Source organism: Paenibacillus pectinilyticus, from assembly GCF_001700435.1.
GTDB classification, from domain to species: Bacteria; Bacillota; Bacilli; order Paenibacillales; family NBRC-103111; genus Paenibacillus_E; species Paenibacillus_E pectinilyticus.
Window position 1 is genome coordinate 574,162 of sequence record NZ_LYPC01000028.1, and the last position, 23,012, is coordinate 597,173.

Annotated in this window: 24 protein-coding genes; 11 read left to right on the forward strand and 13 right to left on the reverse strand. The window is 46.4% G+C overall.

The genetic code is table 11. From position 1 onward, the window contains the following. Positions 1-182 precede the first annotated feature (182 nt). The 6 genes from abc-f to A8709_RS30270 all read right to left on the reverse strand — a co-directional run bounded on the left by abc-f (position 183) and on the right by A8709_RS30270 (position 6,217). The gene (abc-f, locus tag A8709_RS30250) at positions 183-2,111 is read right to left on the reverse strand and encodes a ribosomal protection-like ABC-F family protein (RefSeq protein WP_065858254.1); all 1,929 of its coding nucleotides are present in this window, start codon (positions 2,109-2,111) and stop codon (positions 183-185) included. Between the two features lie 108 nt (positions 2,112-2,219). After that, positions 2,220-2,363: a hypothetical protein gene (locus tag A8709_RS34800; protein WP_167357211.1), complete on the reverse strand. Its 144-nt coding sequence runs from the start codon at positions 2,361-2,363 to the stop codon at positions 2,220-2,222. Between the two features lie 85 nt (positions 2,364-2,448). Then, on the reverse strand, positions 2,449-3,210 hold the full coding sequence (locus A8709_RS30255) for a sulfite exporter TauE/SafE family protein (RefSeq protein WP_065858256.1): 762 nt from the start codon (positions 3,208-3,210) through the stop codon (positions 2,449-2,451). A 126-nt stretch (positions 3,211-3,336) separates the two neighbouring features. Beyond that, the gene (locus A8709_RS30260; protein ID WP_065858258.1) at positions 3,337-3,741 is read right to left on the reverse strand and encodes a VOC family protein; all 405 of its coding nucleotides are present in this window, start codon (positions 3,739-3,741) and stop codon (positions 3,337-3,339) included. Between the two features lie 325 nt (positions 3,742-4,066). Beyond that, positions 4,067-5,047 (reverse strand): aldo/keto reductase, encoded by a 981-nt coding sequence (locus A8709_RS30265; protein ID WP_065858260.1) that lies wholly within the window; start codon positions 5,045-5,047, stop codon positions 4,067-4,069. Between the two features lie 99 nt (positions 5,048-5,146). Beyond that, the gene (locus A8709_RS30270) at positions 5,147-6,217 is read right to left on the reverse strand and encodes an NAD(P)H-dependent flavin oxidoreductase (protein WP_065858262.1); all 1,071 of its coding nucleotides are present in this window, start codon (positions 6,215-6,217) and stop codon (positions 5,147-5,149) included. A gap of 155 nt (positions 6,218-6,372) precedes the next feature. On the opposite strand from A8709_RS30270, the gene spoVB reads away from it, so the two are divergent. From spoVB to A8709_RS30300, 6 genes are all read left to right on the forward strand, one after another. Beyond that, on the forward strand, positions 6,373-7,923 hold the full coding sequence (gene spoVB / locus A8709_RS30275; RefSeq protein ID WP_065858264.1) for a stage V sporulation protein B: 1,551 nt from the start codon (positions 6,373-6,375) through the stop codon (positions 7,921-7,923). Positions 7,924-8,107: 184 nt separating this feature from the next. After that, on the forward strand, positions 8,108-8,437 hold the full coding sequence (locus A8709_RS30280) for a PadR family transcriptional regulator (protein WP_065858266.1): 330 nt from the start codon (positions 8,108-8,110) through the stop codon (positions 8,435-8,437). Positions 8,438-8,453: 16 nt separating this feature from the next. Beyond that, on the forward strand, positions 8,454-9,320 hold the full coding sequence (locus tag A8709_RS30285) for a pentapeptide repeat-containing protein (RefSeq protein WP_065858767.1): 867 nt from the start codon (positions 8,454-8,456) through the stop codon (positions 9,318-9,320). A gap of 55 nt (positions 9,321-9,375) precedes the next feature. Next, a complete protein-coding gene (locus A8709_RS30290; RefSeq protein ID WP_065858268.1) occupies positions 9,376-10,137 on the forward strand; it encodes an ABC transporter ATP-binding protein in 762 nt (253 codons plus the stop codon). Continuing rightward, positions 10,138-10,905 (forward strand): ABC transporter permease, encoded by a 768-nt coding sequence (locus tag A8709_RS30295; protein ID WP_065858270.1) that lies wholly within the window; start codon positions 10,138-10,140, stop codon positions 10,903-10,905. 217 nt (positions 10,906-11,122) lie between these two features. Further along, entirely contained in the window at positions 11,123-11,767 is a 645-nt protein-coding gene (locus A8709_RS30300) for a 50S ribosomal protein L25 (protein ID WP_065858272.1), read from the forward strand. Positions 11,768-12,065: 298 nt separating this feature from the next. Here the strand turns inward: A8709_RS30300 and A8709_RS30305 are convergent, their stop codons facing one another. From A8709_RS30305 to A8709_RS30315, 3 genes are read right to left on the reverse strand one after another with little or no spacing between them, the layout of a single operon-like run. Further along, positions 12,066-12,461, reverse strand: a complete 396-nt coding sequence (locus A8709_RS30305; protein ID WP_065858274.1) for a (R)-mandelonitrile lyase — start codon at positions 12,459-12,461, stop codon at positions 12,066-12,068. Then, on the reverse strand, positions 12,451-13,710 hold the full coding sequence (locus tag A8709_RS30310; RefSeq protein WP_065858769.1) for a multidrug effflux MFS transporter: 1,260 nt from the start codon (positions 13,708-13,710) through the stop codon (positions 12,451-12,453). Before A8709_RS30310 ends, A8709_RS30305 begins: the two co-directional genes overlap by 11 nt. A 4-nt stretch (positions 13,711-13,714) precedes the next feature. Next, on the reverse strand, positions 13,715-14,755 hold the full coding sequence (locus A8709_RS30315) for an NAD(P)-dependent alcohol dehydrogenase (protein ID WP_065858276.1): 1,041 nt from the start codon (positions 14,753-14,755) through the stop codon (positions 13,715-13,717). 185 nt (positions 14,756-14,940) lie between these two features. Here A8709_RS30315 and A8709_RS30320 point away from each other — a divergent pair, with 185 nt between their 5' ends. Then, on the forward strand, positions 14,941-15,489 hold the full coding sequence (locus A8709_RS30320) for a TetR/AcrR family transcriptional regulator (protein ID WP_065858278.1): 549 nt from the start codon (positions 14,941-14,943) through the stop codon (positions 15,487-15,489). Positions 15,490-15,642: 153 nt separating this feature from the next. Here the strand turns inward: A8709_RS30320 and A8709_RS30325 are convergent, their stop codons facing one another. Together A8709_RS30325 and A8709_RS30330 are read right to left on the reverse strand one after the other, a co-directional pair. Beyond that, positions 15,643-16,443 carry an alpha/beta fold hydrolase gene (locus A8709_RS30325; protein ID WP_167357212.1) on the reverse strand — a complete coding sequence of 267 codons (801 nt, stop codon included), beginning with the start codon at positions 16,441-16,443 and terminating at the stop codon, positions 15,643-15,645. 133 nt (positions 16,444-16,576) lie between these two features. Next, positions 16,577-16,822 (reverse strand): hypothetical protein, encoded by a 246-nt coding sequence (locus tag A8709_RS30330; protein WP_065858280.1) that lies wholly within the window; start codon positions 16,820-16,822, stop codon positions 16,577-16,579. A gap of 453 nt (positions 16,823-17,275) precedes the next feature. Between A8709_RS30330 and A8709_RS30335 the strand changes: the two genes are divergently transcribed. Next, positions 17,276-17,557 carry an ArsR/SmtB family transcription factor gene (locus A8709_RS30335; protein ID WP_028554769.1) on the forward strand — a complete coding sequence of 94 codons (282 nt, stop codon included), beginning with the start codon at positions 17,276-17,278 and terminating at the stop codon, positions 17,555-17,557. Positions 17,558-17,640: 83 nt separating this feature from the next. Continuing rightward, positions 17,641-18,843 (forward strand): MFS transporter, encoded by a 1,203-nt coding sequence (locus A8709_RS30340; RefSeq protein ID WP_065858282.1) that lies wholly within the window; start codon positions 17,641-17,643, stop codon positions 18,841-18,843. 175 nt (positions 18,844-19,018) lie between these two features. On the opposite strand, the gene A8709_RS30345 is transcribed toward A8709_RS30340, so the two are convergent. Next, positions 19,019-19,564: a DinB family protein gene (locus tag A8709_RS30345; RefSeq protein WP_065858284.1), complete on the reverse strand. Its 546-nt coding sequence runs from the start codon at positions 19,562-19,564 to the stop codon at positions 19,019-19,021. A gap of 65 nt (positions 19,565-19,629) precedes the next feature. Beyond that, positions 19,630-20,577, reverse strand: coding sequence for a helix-turn-helix transcriptional regulator (locus A8709_RS30350; protein WP_065858286.1), 948 nt, complete (start codon positions 20,575-20,577; stop codon positions 19,630-19,632). A gap of 201 nt (positions 20,578-20,778) precedes the next feature. Between A8709_RS30350 and A8709_RS30355 the strand changes: the two genes are divergently transcribed. Next, positions 20,779-22,116, forward strand: coding sequence for an S-layer homology domain-containing protein (locus tag A8709_RS30355; RefSeq protein WP_065858288.1), 1,338 nt, complete (start codon positions 20,779-20,781; stop codon positions 22,114-22,116). A gap of 165 nt (positions 22,117-22,281) precedes the next feature. Continuing rightward, entirely contained in the window at positions 22,282-22,956 is a 675-nt protein-coding gene (locus A8709_RS30360) for an MBL fold metallo-hydrolase (protein ID WP_065858290.1), read from the forward strand. Positions 22,957-23,012 lie beyond the last annotated feature (56 nt).

Genomic DNA, 23,012 nt, shown 5'->3' on the forward strand with positions numbered 1-23,012 from the left:
ATTGGACAAATAGCGCACCCTAGTTCCTCTTCGTGTGAAAATCAATCAATTTCGGCAAATTAGCGCATCCACGTTCCCTTTCAACGCCATGTTATGACACTAGTCGTACATAAGGACGAGACTATCCATAAGTAGATACAACTTTTAGGCTTACGCCCATATGGTGTAGGTACGCATTTCAATTACGCCTCCATTAGCACCCACTGCTTATACAAGTTCTCTAGCTGTCCCTGTACACCCTCCCGCTTCTTCCATAACTCCGTGAGCTCGGCAGTTGCCAACTTATCGCTTTGAAGCTGCTGGTCCAAGTCAGCCAACAGCGCTTCCACGTTTGCGATCTCTTTCTCTAAAACGGCCTTCCCGGACGCAGTCGCTTTCGTTGTCTTGCCCCGCTTAGCTTCGGCATTCGCGGGCTGTTTCACGTTCGTCTTATCCGTCGCAAGCCGGCGTACCTCCGCCTGCAAATCTTCCCGCGCGCGGAGCTCGCCGCTCTTCGCTTTATAATCATCAAAATTACCCAAATACGTGGTAATTCTGCCCTGGTCAAGTTCCCATATTTTACGCGCCAGCCGATTGATAAAATACCGATCATGCGTCACCGCCAGCACCGTGCCGGGGAATTCCTCCAGCGCATCTTCCAGCGCCTCACGCGAAGCGATGTCCATATGATTCGTCGGCTCATCCAGAATAAGCAAGTTGGGCTTGCGCAGCACAAGCAAGGCTAAGCGTAATCGCGTCCATTCGCCGCCAGAGAGCGAACTCACTGCCTTGAACACATCCGCGCCATAAAATAAGTAAGCCGCAAGCCGTCCTCGTGCTTCGCCTTCTTCCATCTTGGCCTCCTCGCAGAAATACGCCAATACGGATTTCTTATCATCCGCTGGATAGGCCTGCTGCGCCAGATAACCGATGTCGACGCGAGCACCGAGCTCGAGTTCGCCGCCGTCAGGCTGTACTTCGCCGAGCAGCATTTTGAGCAGGGTCGTCTTCCCCGAGCCGTTATGCCCGACGAGCATGACCTTCTCGCCGTATTCCAGCGAGGCACTCGCCTGCGTGAGCAGCGCTTTGTCACCGTAGCGCTTCGTGACATTCTCGAAGCGCAGCACCCTCCGGCCGGAACGGTCCTCCGGCTTCAGATCAAAATCAGCCGCTTTCGGATCCAGCACGGGCCGTTTAAGCTTTTCCATTCGATCCAGCGCCTTCTGCATGGAAAACGCTCGGCGGAAGAACTTCTCATTCCCGCCAATACGCCCCCATTCGATCAACTGCTTGATCGTCTCTTTCATCTTTTTGATGGCCTTCTGCTGCTCCTGGTAATCGGCAAATTGCTGAAGTAAACGCACTTCCTTCTCTTTTACATAGCCTGTATAGGCAGAATGATACGTTGTGGACTCACCGTCTTCCAACTCCACAATTTTCGTAACAACCAGATCCAGAAAATAACGATCATGCGAGACGATGATACAAGCGCCATCGTAATGCTTGAGATAATCCTCCAGCCACTCCACGCCAGCCAAATCTAGATGATTCGTCGGCTCATCCAGCAGGAGCAGGTCCGGTTTGCCTATAAGCTGGGAAGCTAAGGTAATCTTTGTCTTTTCTCCCCCGGACAAGGAGTTGAAGTTCCGCTCATAGAAGGTCTTCGGGATGCTCAGCCCATTCACCACCTGATCGATGCGTGCATCCAGCTCGTAGCCACCTTCTCGTTCAAATCGTTCTTGCAGTTGAGCGTACCGCTTCAGCAATTGCTCCAACTGCTTCTCGTCGTTCATCACCGAAGGGCCCGACATTTGCACTTCGAGATCCCGCATCGTATCGCGGCATGCAAGCAGCTCCTCAAAGCTCGCAGCCAGCACAGCATAGACCGTGAAGCTTTCCCAAGCAGTGGGGATTTGGGCCAAATACCCGATCCCTGTATCTTTTCGCACCGTCAACAGCCCCTCATCGGGCTTCTCCATCTTGGCAATCAGACGCAGCAGCGTTGACTTGCCACTGCCGTTTCGCCCCACAAGACCGACTCGTTCGCCTTGATGCACTTCAAACGTAACGTCGTCCAGTACGAGCTGGGCGCCGTGGAATTTTTTTATATTTTGACCATTAATAATTAACATAGTAAAGGATCCTCCTTGGATATGAAGACCCTGGCCTCAAGCATCTGGGTATACCAAAAAGGCCGCAGGAAAAATTCCTACGACCTTCCGGATGATTTCCGTAGAGGGTTAAGGTAGGCGTCTTTTCGTGAGTTGTACAAACGTATGCGCATAAATGGACAGACCTCTCGCGTCTTTGATTTCTGCATGAACGATGCCAGCCATCGCGATGGGTAACTGGCTCACACGGTTGTTTACGAACTCTCGATTCATCCTACCTTCACCTCCTTCAATTTGCACTCTGCTAAAATAGTATCATAACCAGCGGTCAATTCGCAATGTGAATATGTCCCGCTCCCTAAATGAAACCCCAAATCTGCTTGCCCACCAGCAGCACACACACCGTGATAAAAAGCGGCCGCACATACGCCGATCCCTTACGAATTGCCATACGAGAGCCGAGGAAAGCACCGCATACCATGGCGATCCCCATCGGGAGCCCGATCCAGTAATCGATGGAGCCTAGTGCCATGAACGTGATTAAACTTGCAATGTTGCTGCCAAAATTGAGTATCTTCGAGTTGCCAGCCGCTTTGACGAAGTCGAAGCCAACCATGAGGAAAACGAAAATTAGAAATGAGCCTGTCCCTGGTCCGAAGAACCCGTCATAGAAACCCAGAACGAACGCTGCACAGCCCATCAGGAAAGCAGTCCTCGCCGAGTACTTACTGAAGGTCGAGATATCTCCCCAATTTTTGCGGAATATCGTATAAATCGTAATCATAACAAGCATCACCACGACTAGTGGTTTTAGAAAATCGGAAGGAATTTGGCGCAGCACGAATACCCCGCATACGGCTCCTGCCAAGGAAAGCACGAACAGTCCACGGACAGCTTTGAGATCCACATTCCCCGTTCGCATGAAGGAAATTGTGCTTGTCAGCGATGACATGGTCCCCGCTAATTTATTCGTACCTAAAGCAAGCGCAGGTGGTAATCCTGTAGCAAGTAGCACCGGCACCGAAATGAGTCCGCCTCCACCTACGACCGAATCCACATACGCAGCAAGAAATCCACCGACGATAACGAAGATCATCATTTCCCAACTCAAGTGCAACATGATGTAAATTAACTCCTCTTGTGTGTGAATAAGTATGGTTTGTCCATCACCTATTTTCGCACGATGCAGCGGCACAAGCAAGAATTTACCCGTGGTAAAATAAGAAAAGTTTAATTCAATCCTACACTAACCCACCACAGGTTCAGCCGTAATCATCCAGGTTACACCATATTGATCGACTAGCTCCCCGAAGAACATCCCAAAAGGTTGCTGGGCTATCGGATATTTCACATGACCGCCTACAGCAAGCTTCGCGAATGCTTCAGTAGCTTCATCTTCCGTGTTGTACGCAATACTTAATGAGAGGCCAGGACCTCGCGTAAACGGTTCAAATGAATCCGACATGAAGATGGCATTACCACCAGCAACCACCATGCTTAAATGCATAACTTTGTCCTTATACTGATGTTGTGCCCCCATTAGCTGTTCATGCGTCATGACGGACAAGATCTCACCGCCGAGCGCTTCCACATAAAACGCAGCCTGAGATCGCGCATCCTCCGTTGAAAGATAAGGTGTCAATTTTCCCATCTGAAATCATCCTTTCCATTCCTTATTGGTATGTACATTTATTCATTTCATTTTATCATAATTATCTCAGATTGCTTGTACTTAAGGGCGGTTAACAAAAAAGAAGCCAGATCATGAATTGATCACAGCTTCTTCGTTCTTGCGTTTTTCTGAAAGGAGAAATTCATTCTATTGCAGGCAATACTTCATCAATTTTAATTCCAATATGGATACATTTTTAATTCGAACATTATCCGGTAAATAGTTTGTTTCTCATATGGTTACGCAATACATACTATTATGACCCGATACACATAGTTATATACATTCGTTTAAACATAAGAATTTAAAGCGCACCCACTACCCGATGTGGAACATAAAGCTCCTCTAGGTATGCTATTTCTTCAGTCGTTAACGTAACCGAAAGAGCATCTACCGATTCTTCCAGCTGAGAGATGTTGGTAACGCCGATAATCGGTGATGTGACAGGTTCTTTCTGCAACAGCCACGCAAGTGCGATCTGCGCACGAGAAACGGAGCGTTGCTCTGCGATTGCTGCAAGTCGATCTACAATCAAGCGATCCATGGGTGCAGATGCATCATATTTCGATTTCTGAGCTTGATCCGTTTCAGAACGATGGGTCGTTTCTGACCAATCACGCGCTAATCTTCCTGATGCCAGCGGACTGTAGGGAATGACGCCGATTTTCTGATCTTTACAAAGCGGCATCATCTCCCGCTCCTCTTCACGGTAAATGAGGTTTAAATGATTCTGCATCGCTACGAACCGGGTCCATCCATTTTTCTCAGCTGTATATAAGGCCTTTTGGAACTGCCATGCGTACATCGCCGAAGCGCCAATGTATCTTGCTTTCCCAGCCTTCACGACATCATGCAAAGCTTCCATCGTTTCTTCGATAGGCGTATTGTAATCCCAGCGATGGATTTGATACAGGTCTACATAATCCGTTCCCAGTCTCGTAAGACTCTTATCAATTTCGCTCATGATGGCTTTCCGGGAAAGGCCAGCACCATTAGGTCCATGATGCATACGGAAATGAACTTTGGTCGCGAGGACAATCTCATCTCGATTCGCATACGCCTTCAGAGCTCGTCCAACTATTTCCTCGCTTGTTCCATCTGAATAAATATTCGCCGTATCAAAAAAATTGATACCAAGATCCAGCGCTTTTTTTATAATAGGTCGCGAATTCTCTTCATTAAGCACCCAAGGATGCGTCCACCGCTCAGCTACACCAAAGCTCATACACCCCAGACAAATCCGCGATACATCCAAGCCTGTATTCCCAAGTTTCACATAGTCCATTTGATTGTTCCTCGCTTTCCACTTTTCGTTTCTTATGTATCATACTCTCTCGAGTTAACTCCAAGTCAACTAGGGATGATGGCGGACTGCCCAATTGCCTCACTTACTCATCTTTTGGATCAGCATATTCGCTTGATCGATGGTTTGTTTGACGATTGCAGCGGCAGCGTGGTCGTTGGCTAGCCGCAGACCTTGACCTGCCCAGAGGGACATGTACTCGGGATTATTTGCTTTGGCGGAAGCCTGACGGATGTCTTTCGTCATTGTATGTTGGATCGGGTAGGCAGGAATCGTTCCGGGATACTGCTGCATGTCCTTCATAAATGTTGTTCGAATGCCTCGCGCTGGTTTGCCCGAGTATGCGATTGTGATTGCAGTGGAATCCTCATGAGCTGAAAGGATCTTCTGCTTATAGGTGGTATGCGCGCCACTTTCGGGGCTCGCCAGAAACGCAGTACCCATTTGTACTGCGGCAGCTCCTAACGCGAGGCTTGCTACGAGCCCCCGTCCATCCATAATGCCTCCCGATGCGATCACAGGTATCGATACACGATCCACCATTTGAGGAACAAGAGCCATGGTGCCGATCAGCGCGTCAGACCCGTTATTCAAGAATGTACCGCGGTGCCCTCCCGCTTCACTTCCCTGAGCCACTATAGCATCTAAGCCTGATGCCTCCACTTGTATAGCTTCCTCAACGGTTGTTGCTGTTCCTATTACGACTATGCCACGTTGTTTCATGGCTTGGATCATGTCTTGCGGCGGTATGCCAAATGTGAAACTACATACGGCGATTTTCTCTTCCAGGATGACTTGCATTTGCTCCTCAAACGATTCTGAGTACTTGAGGATCGATGGATTTGGAGTAAGGCCAAGTTTGTAACGATATGTATCAAGGTAACTTGCCATTTGAGCGATTGCTTCTTCCGACTCTACGGGCTGCTCACCTACAAATAAGTTAACGCCAAACGGCTGGTCCGTCCGTTGTTTGATTTCATGTATCGTGCTGCGGAGTTGATCTGGCGTTAAGTAACCAGCGCCTACGTTACCTAGCCCACCCGCATTTGAAACAGCTGCTACTAAGTCAGGAGTCGTCGGCCCACCCGCCATTGGCGCTTGGAAGATCGGGTATCGAATTTTGAGAGTGCGTGTTAATTCGGTCTCAAACATGTTTAGAATCCTCCTTGTATGGATGCTTTCATTTTAACTGATCTTCACGGCTATATACCAACTCATGTCCAAAATGACTTCGACATAGGTTTGTTCGCATGCTTTTCCAACTTTTGAATACATTTAAGTATTCGATAAACGGGAGGATACAAGTCATGTCACAACACGGACAATCGTTCATGAGAGGTACGCTGGTCTTGTCCGTCGCTGCTTTCATCAACCGTATACTCGGTTTCATCAGCGGCATGTATATCGCTCGCGTACTGGGCGCAGAGGGGATTGGCATCTTGATGATGGCTCATCCGCTCGTTCCGCTCGTCATTACGATTACAGAACTTGGATTGCCGGTCGCCATTTCAAAATTGGTTGCAGAGGCCCACGCTCGCGGCGAACGGATTAAGGTGAGACGTATCCTGCATGTTTCGATCGCTGTTACAGGCTTCCTAAGCGTAGCGCTCACCACCATCTCGTTACTAGGATCTGAGTGGATCGCATCCATTTTGCTAAGCGATCAACGCGCTTATTACGCGATGCTGGCAATTACGCCGATCGCACCGATTGTCGCTGTATCCGCCGTACTGAAGGGATACTTCCGCGGCATGCAGCAGATGAAGACCATTGCTGCCTCCGATGTGCTGGAGCATACCGTGCAAATTGCTTGTGTACTTGCGCTAGTCCACCTTTTGCTGCCTTACGGTGTTGCTTATGCGGCTGCTGGCGCCATGGCTGCCTCTGTTGTCAGCGAAGCGATCAGCCTTCTATTCCTGGTGACCAGTTACAAGTTATACGGTGAATCAAAAATGCCAGGCGAGACTTGGGCAAGCCATCTGAAACAAGGAAGAAGCACACTCGGCGAATTGCTGCAGATTGGGCTGCCGACAACCGGGCACGGTGTCATTCATTCGTTATACAGCACCTTCCAACCACTTCTGATTACAACCAGCCTAGCGCTGGCCGGCATCGGTACGGCGTTAGCTACCAAACAATTCGGGATGCTGGCGGGTTATACGTTTCCGCTGTTGTTTATGCCAAGCTTTATCACGCAGTCTTTGTCCACTGCTCTCATTCCTGCGATTGGCGAGGCGGCGGCGAATAAGAATAGTCTGCTCATACATGAACGGATGAATCAAGCCATGATCCTAGGACTCCTGATCGGCGCACCAGCAACCATTATTCTGTACGAGTGGGCAACTCCGCTAATGACGCTTATCTATAAGGCACCAGACGCAGGATTGCTGTTGAAAATACTAGCCCCAATGTTCTTCCTGCATTATTTCGAAGCTCCACTTCATGCCATACTGATCGGGCTTGGCCGTGCGAAAGCCACGCTGTGGAATTACATCATAGCCACCGTATTCAAGGTGGTGGCGATATTCGTGTTCGGCAGTCAATTTGGCATTATTGGCGTTGCGTTCGGCATCGGTATCGGCATTGTGATACAAACACTGCTGAATTTCTCTTCCATCTCAAGCTCGATCGGATTTTATTTGCATATTCGTCCCTATCTCAAAGTTGGGATCTGTACCATGCTGATGGTGATAGGTGGGCACTGGACCTATATCTATCTGGTCAGCCTCGATAAGCCGCAGGTATCGTGCGTAATCATATCAATCGTCTGTTCTTTGCTTCTCTATTTCATTTCACTCTTATTAACGGGGACGTTGAATTGGAAACGTACACGCCACCGATTTTCGATTCCATGGTAGGTATGATTGAGAAAAAGCAGCCATGGTTGGCTGCTTTTTCTCTGCTGGCTTATAGCGCAATGAGCCTTTCCAAGTTAGATATCGTAAGGAATAACACCTATTTTTTCAAACAAAGTATTTTATTCGAAATAGTACCTTGACAGTCATAGTACTGTATCGTATTATAAAGGTGCGAGGTGATGATATGAGCGAAAACAAAATTACATCCGACCTACTGCGCGGACATACCGATACGATGATACTACGGCTCTTGTCTGAAGCTGACCGCTATGGGTACGAGATAGTCAAATTGATTGCCGAGCGCTCTGGCGGCGAATATGAATTAAAGGAAGCCACGATGTACTCCAGCGTCCGGCGGCTTGAGACAGACGGCGATATCGAGTGGTATTGGGGCGATGAATCTCAAGGCGGACGTCGGAAATATTTTAGGATTACTGAAAAAGGCAAAGGTGCCTACGAACGCAACAAAAGCAATTGGGAGTACTCCAAGCGCGTACTAGAAAATTTATTATAAGGGAGAGATTGATATGATGAATCCGAAATTGACGAACTATTTGAACGGTGTTTTCACACCATACGATGGGGTAAAAAGCGTTACTGAATTAAAGGCAGACCTGCACTCCGATTTGCAGGAGCGTTATCGTGAACTCAAATCCGAGGGCAAAGACGATGAAACCGCGTTTAGTATGACCATTGAGAGCATCGGCGACATCGAACAAACGATCTTGGAAGTCGCCAACCTCTCCCGCTCGCTGGAACGGCAAGTTGTGACCAACTTTAGCGCGAGCAACCTGGCTATGAGCGACTTTGCAGGTGTTAGAGCTCATAAAGGTCAATTCAATGCTAGCGCATTACGCGGTGCCGACTTTGCCGGCGCTGACTTGACTGGTAGTTCGTTTAAGAGCAGTGATTTACGTGAAGCCAATTTCGACGGCGCCAATCTGACGGACTGTACTTTAACAGCAACTGACCTTACGAATGTAAGCTTCCATGAGTCGATCCTGGTACGCACCAATTTCAGCGTTTCGGGTATGGAAGGAGCCAAATTCACAGGTGCCAAACTGTCCGATGTCACGATAAGTAAGATCGACCTTAGAAAGACAATTTTCGATGGTTGTATCTTTGACGGCGTGGACTTCGAATATTCCGACCTGAGCGGGGTGCGTTTTGACGGGCAAACCTTTATCGGCGTTAAGTTTGATAAATCAGCAGTAAACGACGTTTCATTTAGAGGCGCTGTACTCAAGAATGTATCTTTTCAAGCGTTCTTCTCATTGACGAATAAGTATTACCGTGCTTTCAAAACCATCTGCTTTGACGGCGCAGTCATGGATAAACTGACCTATGCTTCGCTCAAAGGCATGGGAGCCGATTTGTCTAAAGTTACTATTCGATAAGTGTATGCTTGCGAAGCCAGTTTTTCTGGCGATAAAACTTTTAGGAGGGGAAGTTATGCCGAATCATTCGATTAAAGTCACTGGCCTGCAAAAGTCCTACAAGGACCATCAAGTCCTAAAAGGCGTTGATTTCGAGGTGGAAAAGGGCAGTATTTTCGCCCTGCTTGGCTCTAACGGGGCGGGCAAAACAACAGTTGTCAGAATCCTCTCCACGCTACTTCAACCAGACAACGGAACGGCCACCGTAAACGGATTCGATGTTGTGTCAAAGCCTGATCATGTGCGGCAGGCGATCAGCCTGACTGGGCAATTTGCAGCCGTTGACGAAATTTTGACCGGACGAGAAAATCTGATCATGATTGCCAAGCTGCGTTACCTCAAAAATCCGCATCAGGTCGCGGACGACTTGCTTAAACGTTTCGGGCTGACAGACGCCGCGACCCGCAGAGTGTCTACGTACTCAGGCGGCATGCGCCGCAGGCTCGACATCGCCTTGAGCATCGTGGGGAAACCACAGATCATCTTCCTCGACGAGCCGACTACTGGGCTTGACCCCGAGGCACGCATTGAGGTTTGGAAGATTGTTAAAGAGCTTGCCGAAGGCGGCACGACGGTACTCCTAACCACGCAGTATTTGGAAGAAGCTGAACAGCTTGCTGACCGAATCGCCATTCTGCATGAGGGTAAGATTATCGCCAGCGGCACGCTCTCGGATCTCAAAAAGCTGTTCCCCTCCGCCAAGGTGGAATATATTGAAAAACAGCCGACATTAGAGGAAGTTTTCCTCGCCATCGTTGGCAAAAAGGAGGCCAAGTAAATGGAGACAGTAAAGAAACATTTCTTCATTGATCTGAGCGTAATGCTGGGGCGTTCCATGCGCCATATTTTCCGCAGCATGGACACCATCATCTCAGTCACCATCATGCCGATCGCGATGATGCTGCTATTCGTCTATGTGTTCGGCGGTGCCATTCAAACCGGAACGGATAACTATGTGAATTACTTGCTGCCTGGTATCCTCCTAATTGCGATTGCGAGCGGTATAGCTTACACGTCTTTCCGACTATTTACTGATGTGCAGCGCGGCATCTTCGAGCGGTTTCACTCCATGCCGATTTCACGTTCCACCTTACTATGGGGGCATGTGCTTACCTCACTGGTATCTAACGCCATATCGCTTGTCGTCATCATTCTTGTAGCGTTAATTATGGGATTTCGTTCCTCCGCGGGGATATTGCCCTGGCTTGCAGTAGTCGGCATACTCGCTCTGTTTACCTTAGCGCTAACTTGGGTGGCGGCGATTGCCGGACTATCCGCAAAATCAGTGGATGGTGCAAGTGCCTTTTCCTACCCGATTATCTTCCTCCCGTTCATTAGTTCGGCGTTTGTGCCTACAACGTCAATGCCGAAGGTCGTTCGAGCATTTGCTGAGAACCAGCCTGTGACCTCAATTGTTGAAGCTATCCGTGCGCTACTATCAGGCCAACCGGTGGGCAATGATATATGGGTCGCTCTTGCATGGTGCGTAGGGATTTTGATCGTAGCCTACTTCTTTGCAATGCGGGTGTACAAAAAGCGAGTGTGAAAAAGATTTTATAGAGGCATATTCCGAATGTGCCAACATATCAACTCAGCTGAAGCACCCGAGTGGTGCTTTTTATTATGTCTACCGATTTAAGCTGTTTTTTTCTGGGATGGAACCTTGAAGGTTTGGGTATGTTATGAACTAGCTGTTAATCACCCGGCTGTGCGAGCTTTGGCTCCAGTGGATGTCGGGCTAAATTTAGGGGGTTCTTTTACATATGGCTGTCTCTCTACAAGCAGAAGTCCGCAAAGAAGCAACAAAATCAGAAATTAAGCAAATGCGTTCCAACGGAAAAATTCCCGCTGTCGTGTATGGCAAGAAAACGGGTACTACAGTTCTAAGCATCGATTTGAAAGAATTGCAGTCCGTTCTTCGGCAAAATCCTCATGCCATTATTGATTTGACTATCGACGGCAGCTCAAAAAGTCAGCCGGTCATGATTAATGAAATTCAGCGCAATCCGCTAAACCGCCAGTTGACCCACATCGACTTTCATCAAATTAATATGGATGAGCCGATCAAAACGGTGGTTTCGCTAGAATTTATCGGTGATGCTGTGGGTGTGCAGGAAGGCGGAATTCTTCAAATTCAGATGCACAACATCGAGATTCGCTGCATGCCGAGCCAAGTTCCGACTTCCATTCAAGTGGAAGTATCTAGCTTGGGGTTAGGTGACAACTTGCATGTCAGTCAAATTGTAGTGCCCGCCGGGATTGAAATGAAATCCGACCCGAATGATATCGTCGTGACCATTCTGGTGCCTCAGAAGGAAACGGAAACACCTGTGGCTGCGAACCATGAGGAGCGCGTGGGTGAAGCGGAGACGTCCAGTGAGGCTGCAACAGCAGGTCAGCCGAGCTGAGGCAAGTTAACTATTATGCAAGGAAGCCCTACGCCAATGCGTGAGGGCTTCTTTTGTTATGCGTGAATACCGTTACTTGAATGAACACAGGGAGCAGTTGCCACGGCAATCTGCTCCCTGCTTATTGTGCTATCGTTAGCGTAATCGACCTGAGGCAGTAAAATGCCTTTGCCTGTGAGGTTTTAACAAGAAACCTTATTTCATAAAACAAAAAGTCGCGATATACGCGGCAATGTTACAGCTGAATATCTATTAAAAGTCTTAGAAATGTTGGATATTTATGCCACTTTCTCGTATTTTAAAAGTTATATTGATTCTCACTCACTTTTTCCATCCATTCGACGGTCTTTCCGTCAAGCCGTTCTTGAATGGCTGTATGCGTCATTGCTGTGGTAGGCGAAGCGCCATGCCAATGTTTCTCTCCGGGCGGAAACCAAACAACGTCACCAGGACTAATTTCCTCGATTTGACCTCCCCATCGTTGAACTCGCCCTTTGCCAGCCGTTACGATTAGCGTTTGCCCGAGTGGATGCGTGTGCCAAGCTGTCCGTGCACCTGGTTCGAACGTAACGCTGGCTCCAACTACGCGTGCAGGCTCCGCTGCTTCAAACAGTGGATCGATGCGAACCGTGCCTGTAAAATAATCCGATGGTCCTTTTCCTGAAGGTTGTGACCCGACTCTTCTAATTTCCATTTTCTAAATCCCTCCGTAGGTTAGGTATTTGTTCTAGCTTTTTTAATTCATCGCTTTGAGTCTCTACCTTCCTAATGAGGACGATATAGGAAACGACGGCTAATAAACTGGTTGTAATCATAATGATTCCGAATGGGATGGCTGAATGCTCTCCCGCGATTCCCACAAGTGGGGATGTAAGTGCGCCTAACGCATATTTAAAGGTACCTAGCACAGCTGACGCGCTTCCCGCAACCTTTCCATGCGATTGCATCGCTAAGGTGAATGAAACCGGTCCTATGATACCAATGGATACAGCAAATAAGAAGGTTGATACAAATATCGCAGGTAAAGACCCCTTAGAGAGTACTGTGATAAGGATAGCGGAACTCGAAATGAAGGATAGCCATAATCCAATCCGAAATATACTGCCTTCTGTTAGCCTACCTGCCACACGTTTGACAACTTGCGATCCAATCATAATAGCAAGACCATTCATGGCAAACAGGATGGAGAACATTTGCGGTGATAACTCGAAAATGTTCTGATAGATAAACGGAGTACCAGCAACAAAGGCAAATACACCGGCGAACAAAATACCATTTACTAGGGCATATCCCATAAATATTCGATCCCGAAACAGACGATTGTAATTTTTCATAAATGTTCTGAAATTGCCTGTGACCCGATTTTTTACAGGTAAGCTTTCTTCTAATCCCCATGTTGTTATCCCCGTTAATAGTATTCCTAATAACCCCAGAAAAACAAACACACCAACCCAGGAACTGAATGAAGTGACTGCACTTCCGGCATTTGGGGAAACTAATGGGGCGACATTACTGATCATCGTAAGCAGAGAGATAAACTTCGTCAATTCGACTCCGCTATATGTGTCACGAGCAACTGCACCTGAAATCACAATGCCTGCTGACGCGGCAACCCCTTGGATAAATCGTAAAAGGATAAAGGATTCAATATTGGGTACAAAAGCACAAGCGATTGATGAAACGATATAAAGAAGCATGGCGATCAGTAATGGTGTCCTTCTTCCATATTTATCGCTTAAAGGCCCCATTACCATCTGCCCTAAGCCTAATCCTAATAAGCTGGCAGTTAAACTCGCTTGGATCATAGATGCATTGCTTTTGAATTCAACCATAATCTGAGGAAGCGATGCAAGATACATATCGACCGTAAATGGCCCCAATGCGGAAAACGCAGCTAGAATTAGGGCTAATCGAAGAGATTGCTTTTTAAGTTTATCGTTCATGCGTCTATAAAGTGGATATGTCGATAACGAATCGGTAACGCACATCACTCCGCAGAACTCGCTCATACGCTTCGTCAACTTGATCGGCACGAATGATCTCTATTTGAGGCTTAATACCATGCACTGCAGCAAAATCAAGCATCTCCTGCGTTTCCAGAAGTCCGCCAACTAAGGAACCCGCTATACTACGGCGGCTCATGATTAGCGAGAAAACGTTGTATTGACTTGGTTCCGCCGGTGCGCCGACATTAATAAGTGTACCGTCTACGCGAAGCAGTGATAAGTACACATCGACGTCAATTGGCGCTGATACGGTGTTTAGAATCAGGTCGAATCGACCTGCTAGCATGTTAAAAGTTTCAGTGTTAATTGTTGAAAAATAATGATCTGCGCCAAAGCTGAGCGCTTCATTCTCCTTATCTTTTCCCCGGCTCAAGACTGAAACTTCCGCACCCATCGCATGCGCAAACTGAATCGCAATGTGACCAAGACCCCCCATCCCTAGGATAGCTACCTTTTTTCCTGGACCTGCTTTCCAGCGTTTTAAAGGGGAATACGTCGTAATGCCGGCACATAATAGCGGACTGGCTACATCTAACTCCATACGATCGGGAATATGCACAACGAATCTTTCTGTAACGACAATGTTTTGGCCGTAACCACCATAGGTTGGATTTCCGTCATAGTCCAAGGAGTTGTAAGTGGCTACATTACCTTTTGAACAATGCTGCTCTTCTCCTCGAAGGCAGTACTCGCACTCTCCGCATGAGTCCACATAGCAGCCTACGCCAACGCGGTCACCTACAGCAAATTTTGTTACCTTCTGCCCTACTGCCTTTACAATCCCGGAAATTTCATGACCAGGCACCATTGGAAAAATCCCACCTGCCCAGTCCCCGTGTGCACTATGAATATCGGAATGGCAAATGCCGCTAAACTTAATATCGATCGACACGTCATCCGGTCGTAATTGTCGTCTTTCAATCATTGTCTTTTCAAAAGGCGCTTTGGACGCTGAAACACTTAGAACGTGAGTTTTGCACATAGGCGTTGTCTCCTTTTCAATAAATCAAAATATGATGTTTAATCAAATCGATTTGATTAGCCAACTAGTGTCTATTATTATATAATTAAGTAAGTAAATTCAATGGTTAAAAAACCGTGATCTGTTGAGATATCAACAGATCGGCTGAAGTTGTTAAGTATTTTAGAAAGTTTGGTGAGTATACCATGGCTAAAGTGGACCGAAGAATTCTTAAAACACAGGAATCATTGAAAAATGCGGTTATTGAACTGATGACTGAAAAAAATTTCGATGATATCACCATTCAGGATATTGCAGACCGGGCAAACCTAAATCGTGGAACCATTTATCTTCATTATCAAGACAAATTTGATTTATTGGACAAACTGATAGAAACTCACCTTAATGAATTAGGAGAAATGGATGAATGGGCCTGTAAGATGGATTGGAACGAGGCTCTTGTCCCTTATTTTGAATATTTCGAGAAAAACTATTTATTTTTTTCGACGATGTTAGCCAGTACAGGGGTCCCGTCAGCATTTAGAACTCGACTTCTTGCTTCTTTTATCGAAGGATTCAAAGGTGAGATTGACAGAGAAAGCGGGAGAAATACAGATTTAATTGACGATGTCATGCTGCAATTTGCGGGTACTGCTTATGTAGGTGTAATTGAATGGTGGATCAGAAACGGGATGCCCTTTCCACCTAAAGTAATGGCTAAACAAGTTGGCACCTTGTTAGAACGAAGCCTGTAGTCGATTTATACTTATCAAAAGCATTCAGCTAAATTGACTCTTTTCAATTTTTGAAAATTTACCATCTGGGCTTTAATTATAAGCAAAGGGCTGCCACGCGGCAGCCCCTTCTGATATTAAGCTATAGTTATCCGTCGTAACCACAGCTCGATTTTAGTTATTTTTCAAAAATGATACTACTATTTCATTAAATTCATTAGGACTATCAATGTTTGGAAAATGTGCTGATTTTTTTAACGTTAAGTGTGTTGCATTTGGAATATTTGTTACTAAGATATTTGCTGTATGTATAAAATCGGGGTGGTCTAATTCCCCAGAAACGACTAAAGTAGGTACCTTGACTTCAGCTAAGCGTTCACTCGGATGAGGCTCCAGCCATGTTGGTTTGATCGGATTCGCGCTTTTACTAAAGATATCTCGATAAATCTCTTTTAACCATTCCCTAGTTAATTGCACTCGCCCTATCTTTTGATTTGGGCCATCTAAAAATAAATGGAGATTGATGTCTAAAGCCTTCTCAATATTTCCAGAACTCAATTCTTCATAGAGATTGTTCAACAGTAGCTGCCTGTCCTCTGATGTTGGTGTGAATCCCCCTGGGCAAGCGAGAATAAGTCCTTTCACCATATCTGGGTATGCCAATGCGAATTCTACACTAGCATAACAACCAAATGAAACACCTACACAATACGCACATTGGATGTCTAACTTTTGAAGCAAAGCATGGATGTCATCATAAAGAGCAAAAGGCAAACCAGGGTCAATTGTTTTTCCAAGTCCCCTTATATCAAAACGGATGACTTGGAAATTTAATTTGGACAGAGCATTCATTTGCGGTTCCCACATACGACTATCTAATGGAACACCATGAAGAAGGATGAGTGGTTCTCCTTCACCGGCAACTTCATAGTAAATTTCTGCATTATTAATATTTATAAATCCTTTCTTGTTCACCGTGTTCAGCCTCCTAAAGAAATTTAGTTCAAATTTCTGAATATTACAATCGCTGATGTAAAATAATGCTCTCGGATGAAGGTCATCAGTTTGCCCATATAGTTGAATAAGTGCTAAAGAAACATGACTCATATTAAACTTTAGATATGACAATTGAAATTACAATCCCAGTAATTGAAATCCATACGAAATAAGACTTGTAAATCTTAGAAATAATCGAATCCTGCTTTACCAAGTCACTCTTGTGGTTTTGTTGCATTTGTAAATCAAGATTTCCTGTAGCGTTAGAGGCTCCCATTGAACCTAATCCTTTAAAAAGTAAAGTTACTACTAATACAATTAAAGAACCCATAAACAGATAATCAGATATTTGTTGCATTAAAATTCTACTCCTTTGTATGGCAGAATTTGTGACTTACAATAATATAATAAAATAGATTATTCTAGGATCTTGTCGATTTTTGCCATTTTTCATCAATAATTCACCAACGTTCAATATTCATTCACAATTCATATGTGTTTTAATATTAATAAACGAAAGTTTTGTTAATCTCCCATCTGTTCAACACTAGTTGTGGTTACCGCCACGCTCTACTGCCCGTTTAGGTGAAACAAGACCATCGATCATCGGTAGCCTTGTTTTAGTCCTTTATTTAGCTATCGTTGTGCATTAACGTAACAAACCGAGGCACCGATTACCGATCCAGCTATCAACTTACTTCAGAGTCTAAACCCATCCATTCGTCAAATCGCCCATTTACAACGGCTGCCTAATTGTGTTACTCTTGTTTCTATAGTTTTCGAAATACATTCAAAAAGGCGGTGAGAACCCATGGTCGAGGACAACGAGGAAGTCAAACAGGCAGTGAAAGTCTACAAAGCACTCGGAGAGCCGACCCGGATCAAAATAGCGATGCTTCTTACGGAAGAGATGAATCTCTGCTGCTCTGACATCAGTAGCAAGCTCGAGTCCGTTGCCGGTTCCACGCTGTCGCATCACTTGAAACAGCTTACGGAATGCGGCCTGCTCACGCTGCGCAAAGACGGAACGTACATTTATTACAGTGTCAATAAAGAAGTCGCGCGAAAGTACGCCCCGTATCTATTGGGGTAGCTGTTTTTTTATGCCTAATATTTCGATATATTTAGAAATATGAAAATACTATATAGAGAAAAATGGATAAGGAGTTGGAACGTTTGTCTTACAATTTGAAAATTTATATGCTTGCCTTAGTCAGCTTTCTCGTCGGTACGTCCGAATTCATCATTGCCGGTATTCTGGATAAAGTATCTGACGATATCGGCGTCTCGGTCGCTGCAGCAGGCCAGCTGATTACCGTGTTCTCCCTTGCATACGGCTTCGGGACGCCCTTCCTGATGGCAGCCGCTGCCAAAGTCGACCGCAAAAAGCTGATGCTCTACGCGCTCTCGATATTCATCATCGGCAATATCGCAGCCTACTTGTTCTCTGGTTTTGGCGCCCTCATCGTTTCTCGCGTTATCGTAGCGCTCAGCAGCGGCGTATTCGTTGTCACGGCGCTCACGGTTGCTGCAAAACTCGCACCGGTGGAGAAGCAGGGCAGTGCCATTGCCACGCTCGTCATGGGCTTCAGTACGGCACTGATCGTTGGCGTTCCGCTTGGCCGACTAGTCGCTTCCGCCTATGACTGGAAGGTCGTTTTCGGTGGCATCGGACTGCTTGGACTACTAGCGTTGCTACTCATCGCTTCCACGATTCCAAAGACGGACGGCGAGCAGCCAGTACCGCTGCGCGACCAATTGAGACTACTCAAGAATCCGAAAATCGTTGTCGCGCTTTGCATTACTTTCTTCTGGATAGGCGGCTATTCTATCACCTACACGTATATTTCCCCCTTTCTGCTCGATATTACGGGCATGAGCGAGAAATTCGTCAGCATCGCGCTGCTCGCGTTTGGTATTGCCAGTCTCATCGGCTCCAAGCTTGGCGGGTTCGGCACCGACCGTTGGGGATTCAAGCGCACACTGGTGACCGGCATGCTGTTCCACGCAACCTGGCTGGTCGTGATTTCGTTCGCCGCCCATTCGCCGGGGTTGATGTTCCCTCTGCTCATGCTCTGGTCCTTCTCCGCCTGGTCATCCGGTCCGACGCAGCAGTACCATCTAATCTCGCTTGCGCCCGAAGCAACCAGCATCATGCTTAGCCTGAACAGCTCCGTCGTGCAGCTAGCTATGGCTGCCGGCGCAGGCATCGGCGGCATCGTCGTGGAAGGCTTTTCGCTGACCGCCGTCACCTGGATCGGCGCAGCCGGCGTCGCCGTCGCCGCGCTCATGTCCGCCGCGGCCTTCGGTTACTTCCGCGTCGGTGCGGCTTCCCGAGCAGCGCACAAGGAGGCTGGCACAGGGAAGATCAGCTCATAAGCATTTCTCTCTCACGTCAACTGGGCAGCGCCTAACGCGCCTGTCCCAAGAAAAACAAGAAGAAGCCTGCAGCTCCTGCTTTGACTAGCAGGCTACAGGCTTCTTTTCGCAAATATGGCTCAACCTTCATGACCTGGTCGTAGATTCGCGTCTCTCTTTCTTTTATAATAAATGTTTATATTGCTTCCCCTACCAATCCTTGTTTTAAGCGGTTCAGCTGCAAAAGATGATGACGGTAGTGCATTTCAACAAGCAGAAACCATTCCTCCGCACACAATCCACCGAATCTCGGATGGGACACGATATGTTGTTTTGACGCTTTTTCAAGGGTAGGTTCAATGTCCTTCATTCGCTGGATGACCGTGTGTAAGCCTTGAATTAGCTCCTCTTTGCTTTCCGGCTGCTCCGGAGTATATTGTGGGGAAGGCGGAACATGAACACGAATGGGCGGGAAGCTTCCTTGCGAAAATATTGCCACACCAAGCTCGGTTTTTTCTGTTCGAGGTGCCATTGGATCTTGACTTGGCATCAGGCATTGCTCCAGATTACGAAGCTGCATATAAAGCGCCGAGCTAATGAGATGTTGAATCAACTGTCCGATTGACCACTCGTTGTCGCTTTGCTTTTGCCTCAGCTGCTCCAGACTGAATTGATCCAGTTCATGCATATACTGTGTCGCAGTTTCCTCAAATCGTAGTAATGCTAACTTTGTTGTACTCATTATATATCCTCGCCTCTTATCATCTTTTTTTCTAAGTATACAAAAACGCTACTGACACCATTATGTCAGTAGCGTTTTAACGTTTCTTGCAGTTCGTTTCTAACCCGATCTCGGAAGGATTCTGGCTCCAGCACAACCACTCCGGCTCCCCAGCCGAGCACCCACTGCAGCAATTCCTCAGGCTGCCGAACACGTAAGGTCACCAGCAACCCTTCCGTATGATCCTCTATGGTTTCTATATAAAAGTTGTTCGATTCCCTTACCTTATCCGCAATATCAGGTTGGACCCAGATACGCACGAGAACGTCGCGATCGTCGGGAGGCTGGTAGACATCTAAAAGGAAATCTGCTGGCAACATAAATCGATCTTCCAGCTCGATAAGCTCCGACATCCGGGACAACCGGAAATGACGGATGTTTTGACGCAATTCACACCGTGCAACGAGTACCCATGACCCTTGATGCAGCACAAGTCCATAAGGAGCAACCGTACGAACATTTTCGCGGTTCCCATCCCCCTCGGCAATTCTTTTGGAATAGCGGAATCTTATTTTCCTTTCCTCCAGTATCGCTCGACGAATCGCTTCCAAGTATGCCTTCTCTTGCATTCGTGCTATATCTTCAGCGGAAGCAAGCAAACGAAAGTTCTTACGAATCCGGGATGTCTCACTGCGGATCGGTTCCGGTAGGATAGCTTCAATCTTCCCTCTTGAAGCTCGAGACTTACTGCCATAGTGAGCATCAAACCAATGTTCGATAAAATCAGTCCCGATGAGTAACGTCACGGCTTCTTCCACCGTGAAACTGACTGGCGGCAGGAAATACCCCTCCATTAAGGAGTATCCCTGTCCTGGCGCTCCTATCACGGATACGCCAGCTTCACTCAAAGCCTGGATATCCCTGTAGATGGTTCTCACGCTTGTTTCAAATATAGCGGCTAAATCCTCGGCTCGTAACACTTGGTTACGCTGCAGCTCAAGCACTATGGCTAACAAACGATCCGTTTTATTCATGTACGGCACCCTTTTCCGAGAAATTGTTTATAGCACATCCACTGAAAGTATATCACTAGGGGATCCTGCCCATCAGCTAAATTACCTCGAATAAGATTAAAGACTTCTAGCATTATTTATTGACACCTATCCGCTTACCTGATATATTGCAATAAATCATACTATTCCTATATGAATTAATAACGGAGGTGCTTCATCCTTATGAAACCATTAAAATCACGCAAATCCTTGCACATAGCCGTTTTATCCGCTGTCCTCCTATCCTCAGTAGGCACATTAAGCAGTGCGGCTGCAGCGAGTGATTCATCAGTATCATACAAACAGTTTTTGAATGATCAATATGCCATTACCTTGCCAGACTCGTTATCAAAAGGCGATTTCGTTATCGCAGTGAACCGTATCTTGAAAACGGAAGCGAAAGATCAAACCAATGTATTTACAGACTTAAAAGAAGACAGTCCTTACTACAAGGCAGCTCTTGCCCTGCACGAAAAAGGCATTCTATCCGAAGGTAAGCTTCAGGGTGATCAGCCTCTTACTCAGCTACAGGCGACTTTCATAGCTTTAAAAGCCTCCGGCTTGAAAGAACTCGCTTACACCTATCCTAAGGATAAAATCAAGGCCGCTCTGGCGAAAGTACATATTGATTACGAAACTAACAACCAATTAACGCTGCAAGCCGCCCAAGAGCTGGCTGCCGCAATTGATACTGGTCTTGTCTCTTCTGGTTTCGAAGCTAATACGGCGGCTAGCCAAAGTTTTGCTAGTGACCTGCTCGGTAAGATTCTGACTTTCAACGGACAATACAAGCATTATATTGGAACGACTTCCGATGATGATATTTTCAGTAAAATTAACGATGCCTGGCGTACAGAAGATCTCATTTCATCGCCAGATCTGCGTTCTGTCTTCGATGAAGCTTTGAAGAAGAATCTCATTACCGGCTATAACTTGAAAGATTCTCGTTTCGATGCACACTTTGATCCCAAGCAATCTCTCACCTACGGACATTCAGACATTACACATGCGATTCAGTTAATAGGCTTGCTGCGCAGCGAGAACATTCAGGCGAAAGTACAGCTGGAGCCCAAAACATCTGCCTTCATCTATTTGAAAGAATGGGGCGAGCCGACACAATCTGACGATTATCAAGTCGTCCAAATCGAAAATGGCAATTTCATAGCCTATGCCAAAGAATACGACATTGAGTTTGAATTCGATAACGCTGAGCAAAAGAACAAGTTCCAGCAGGTCATTTTCCAATATGCTAAAAAGAACAGTGAGGACCAGACAGGACTCATTCATTCTTCCTGGTGGCAGCCACTCTACTATTCATTAACCGATGTGAAAGACTATAAAGTGATTACGAACAATAAAGTCAGTAAAGGCCATTATTATGCGCAGTCCTTCTCCCTCAGCGATAAATCAGACGAAGTTGTTTCTGGCCTAAAGAAAATCAATGCTAGCTTAAATGTCGATTCCTATAAGTTCTGGGTAGACGAACCGTTCTACAATTATTTGCTAGGTGATTATAAATAATAAATAAAAACAGTTGCCTGGGATTTCTATTCACCCTTTCAACTGTTTTTTGATAAGCAGTGAAACCAATAAGTTAGACATAGGTCAGTCGCAAAAATTGATCTTAGCTAAGCCAAGTATTACAATGAACTTATGTTACTTTTTACATATTCCGGAGGTGTAGTAATGGCAGATCAAGCAGGAGTTCAACCACTTATTTTGAATATGGACATCAATGGCAATCCGTTTATCGTACACGCGGCATTGCTTTGGGACGAGCAGGAAGTTGTTCTCGTCGATACAGGGCTACCTGGTCAGTTAGGGCTTATTCGCGACAAACTTGCCGAAGCATCTTTTCCTTTTGAAAAGTTGACGAAAATCATTATCACGCATCATGACATGGATCACATTGGCAGCCTTCCGGATCTTGTAAACGCATCAGAGGGACGGATCGAAGTGCTTGCACACGAACTAGGCAAACCTTATATTCTAGGGGAAGTGCCTGCGGTTAAAAGCAAGCGTCTAGCAACTCCGTCCAAGGTGGATGTGTTGCTTCAGGATGGGGATGTACTCCCTTATTGCGGAGGTATTCAAGTTATTTTCACACCTGGACATACGCCTGATCATATCAGTCTGTATCACCCAAATAGCCAAACATTAATTGCCGGGGACGCACTTACGTCGCAAGACGGTGTGCTTATGCCTCCTAATCCTCAATTCACGCCGGATATGCCATTAGCGCTCAAATCCGTAGCAAAGATGCTAGACTATGACATCAAAACGGTCATCACTTATCATGGCGGCGTTTGTACGGAAAATATTAAAGAACGTCTCGCTGAAATAGCGAATGGTCAAGCATAAGTCACTTCTTAGACCCCTCAGCTTAGGGGTGAGGGTGTTTGTTAGAAAGAGAGCGA

Excerpts from the sequence above, each read along its gene's own strand:
- abc-f (WP_065858254.1), bottom strand. The coding sequence starts at position 2,111 with ATGTTAATTATTAATGGTCAAAATATAAAAAAATTCCACGGCGCCCAG.
- A8709_RS34800 (WP_167357211.1), bottom strand. The coding sequence starts at position 2,363 with ATGAATCGAGAGTTCGTAAACAACCGTGTGAGCCAGTTACCCATCGCG.
- A8709_RS30255 (WP_065858256.1), bottom strand. The coding sequence starts at position 3,210 with ATGTTGCACTTGAGTTGGGAAATGATGATCTTCGTTATCGTCGGTGGA.
- A8709_RS30260 (WP_065858258.1), bottom strand. The coding sequence starts at position 3,741 with ATGGGAAAATTGACACCTTATCTTTCAACGGAGGATGCGCGATCTCAG.
- A8709_RS30265 (WP_065858260.1), bottom strand. The coding sequence starts at position 5,047 with ATGGACTATGTGAAACTTGGGAATACAGGCTTGGATGTATCGCGGATT.
- A8709_RS30270 (WP_065858262.1), bottom strand. The coding sequence starts at position 6,217 with ATGTTTGAGACCGAATTAACACGCACTCTCAAAATTCGATACCCGATC.
- spoVB (WP_065858264.1), top strand. The coding sequence starts at position 6,373 with ATGTCACAACACGGACAATCGTTCATGAGAGGTACGCTGGTCTTGTCC.
- A8709_RS30280 (WP_065858266.1), top strand. The coding sequence starts at position 8,108 with ATGAGCGAAAACAAAATTACATCCGACCTACTGCGCGGACATACCGAT.
- A8709_RS30285 (WP_065858767.1), top strand. The coding sequence starts at position 8,454 with ATGAATCCGAAATTGACGAACTATTTGAACGGTGTTTTCACACCATAC.
- A8709_RS30290 (WP_065858268.1), top strand. The coding sequence starts at position 9,376 with ATGCCGAATCATTCGATTAAAGTCACTGGCCTGCAAAAGTCCTACAAG.
- A8709_RS30295 (WP_065858270.1), top strand. The coding sequence starts at position 10,138 with ATGGAGACAGTAAAGAAACATTTCTTCATTGATCTGAGCGTAATGCTG.
- A8709_RS30300 (WP_065858272.1), top strand. The coding sequence starts at position 11,123 with ATGGCTGTCTCTCTACAAGCAGAAGTCCGCAAAGAAGCAACAAAATCA.
- A8709_RS30305 (WP_065858274.1), bottom strand. The coding sequence starts at position 12,461 with ATGGAAATTAGAAGAGTCGGGTCACAACCTTCAGGAAAAGGACCATCG.
- A8709_RS30310 (WP_065858769.1), bottom strand. The coding sequence starts at position 13,710 with ATGAACGATAAACTTAAAAAGCAATCTCTTCGATTAGCCCTAATTCTA.
- A8709_RS30315 (WP_065858276.1), bottom strand. The coding sequence starts at position 14,755 with ATGTGCAAAACTCACGTTCTAAGTGTTTCAGCGTCCAAAGCGCCTTTT.
- A8709_RS30320 (WP_065858278.1), top strand. The coding sequence starts at position 14,941 with ATGGCTAAAGTGGACCGAAGAATTCTTAAAACACAGGAATCATTGAAA.
- A8709_RS30330 (WP_065858280.1), bottom strand. The coding sequence starts at position 16,822 with ATGCAACAAATATCTGATTATCTGTTTATGGGTTCTTTAATTGTATTA.
- A8709_RS30335 (WP_028554769.1), top strand. The coding sequence starts at position 17,276 with ATGGTCGAGGACAACGAGGAAGTCAAACAGGCAGTGAAAGTCTACAAA.
- A8709_RS30345 (WP_065858284.1), bottom strand. The coding sequence starts at position 19,564 with ATGAGTACAACAAAGTTAGCATTACTACGATTTGAGGAAACTGCGACA.
- A8709_RS30350 (WP_065858286.1), bottom strand. The coding sequence starts at position 20,577 with ATGAATAAAACGGATCGTTTGTTAGCCATAGTGCTTGAGCTGCAGCGT.
- A8709_RS30355 (WP_065858288.1), top strand. The coding sequence starts at position 20,779 with ATGAAACCATTAAAATCACGCAAATCCTTGCACATAGCCGTTTTATCC.
- A8709_RS30360 (WP_065858290.1), top strand. The coding sequence starts at position 22,282 with ATGGCAGATCAAGCAGGAGTTCAACCACTTATTTTGAATATGGACATC.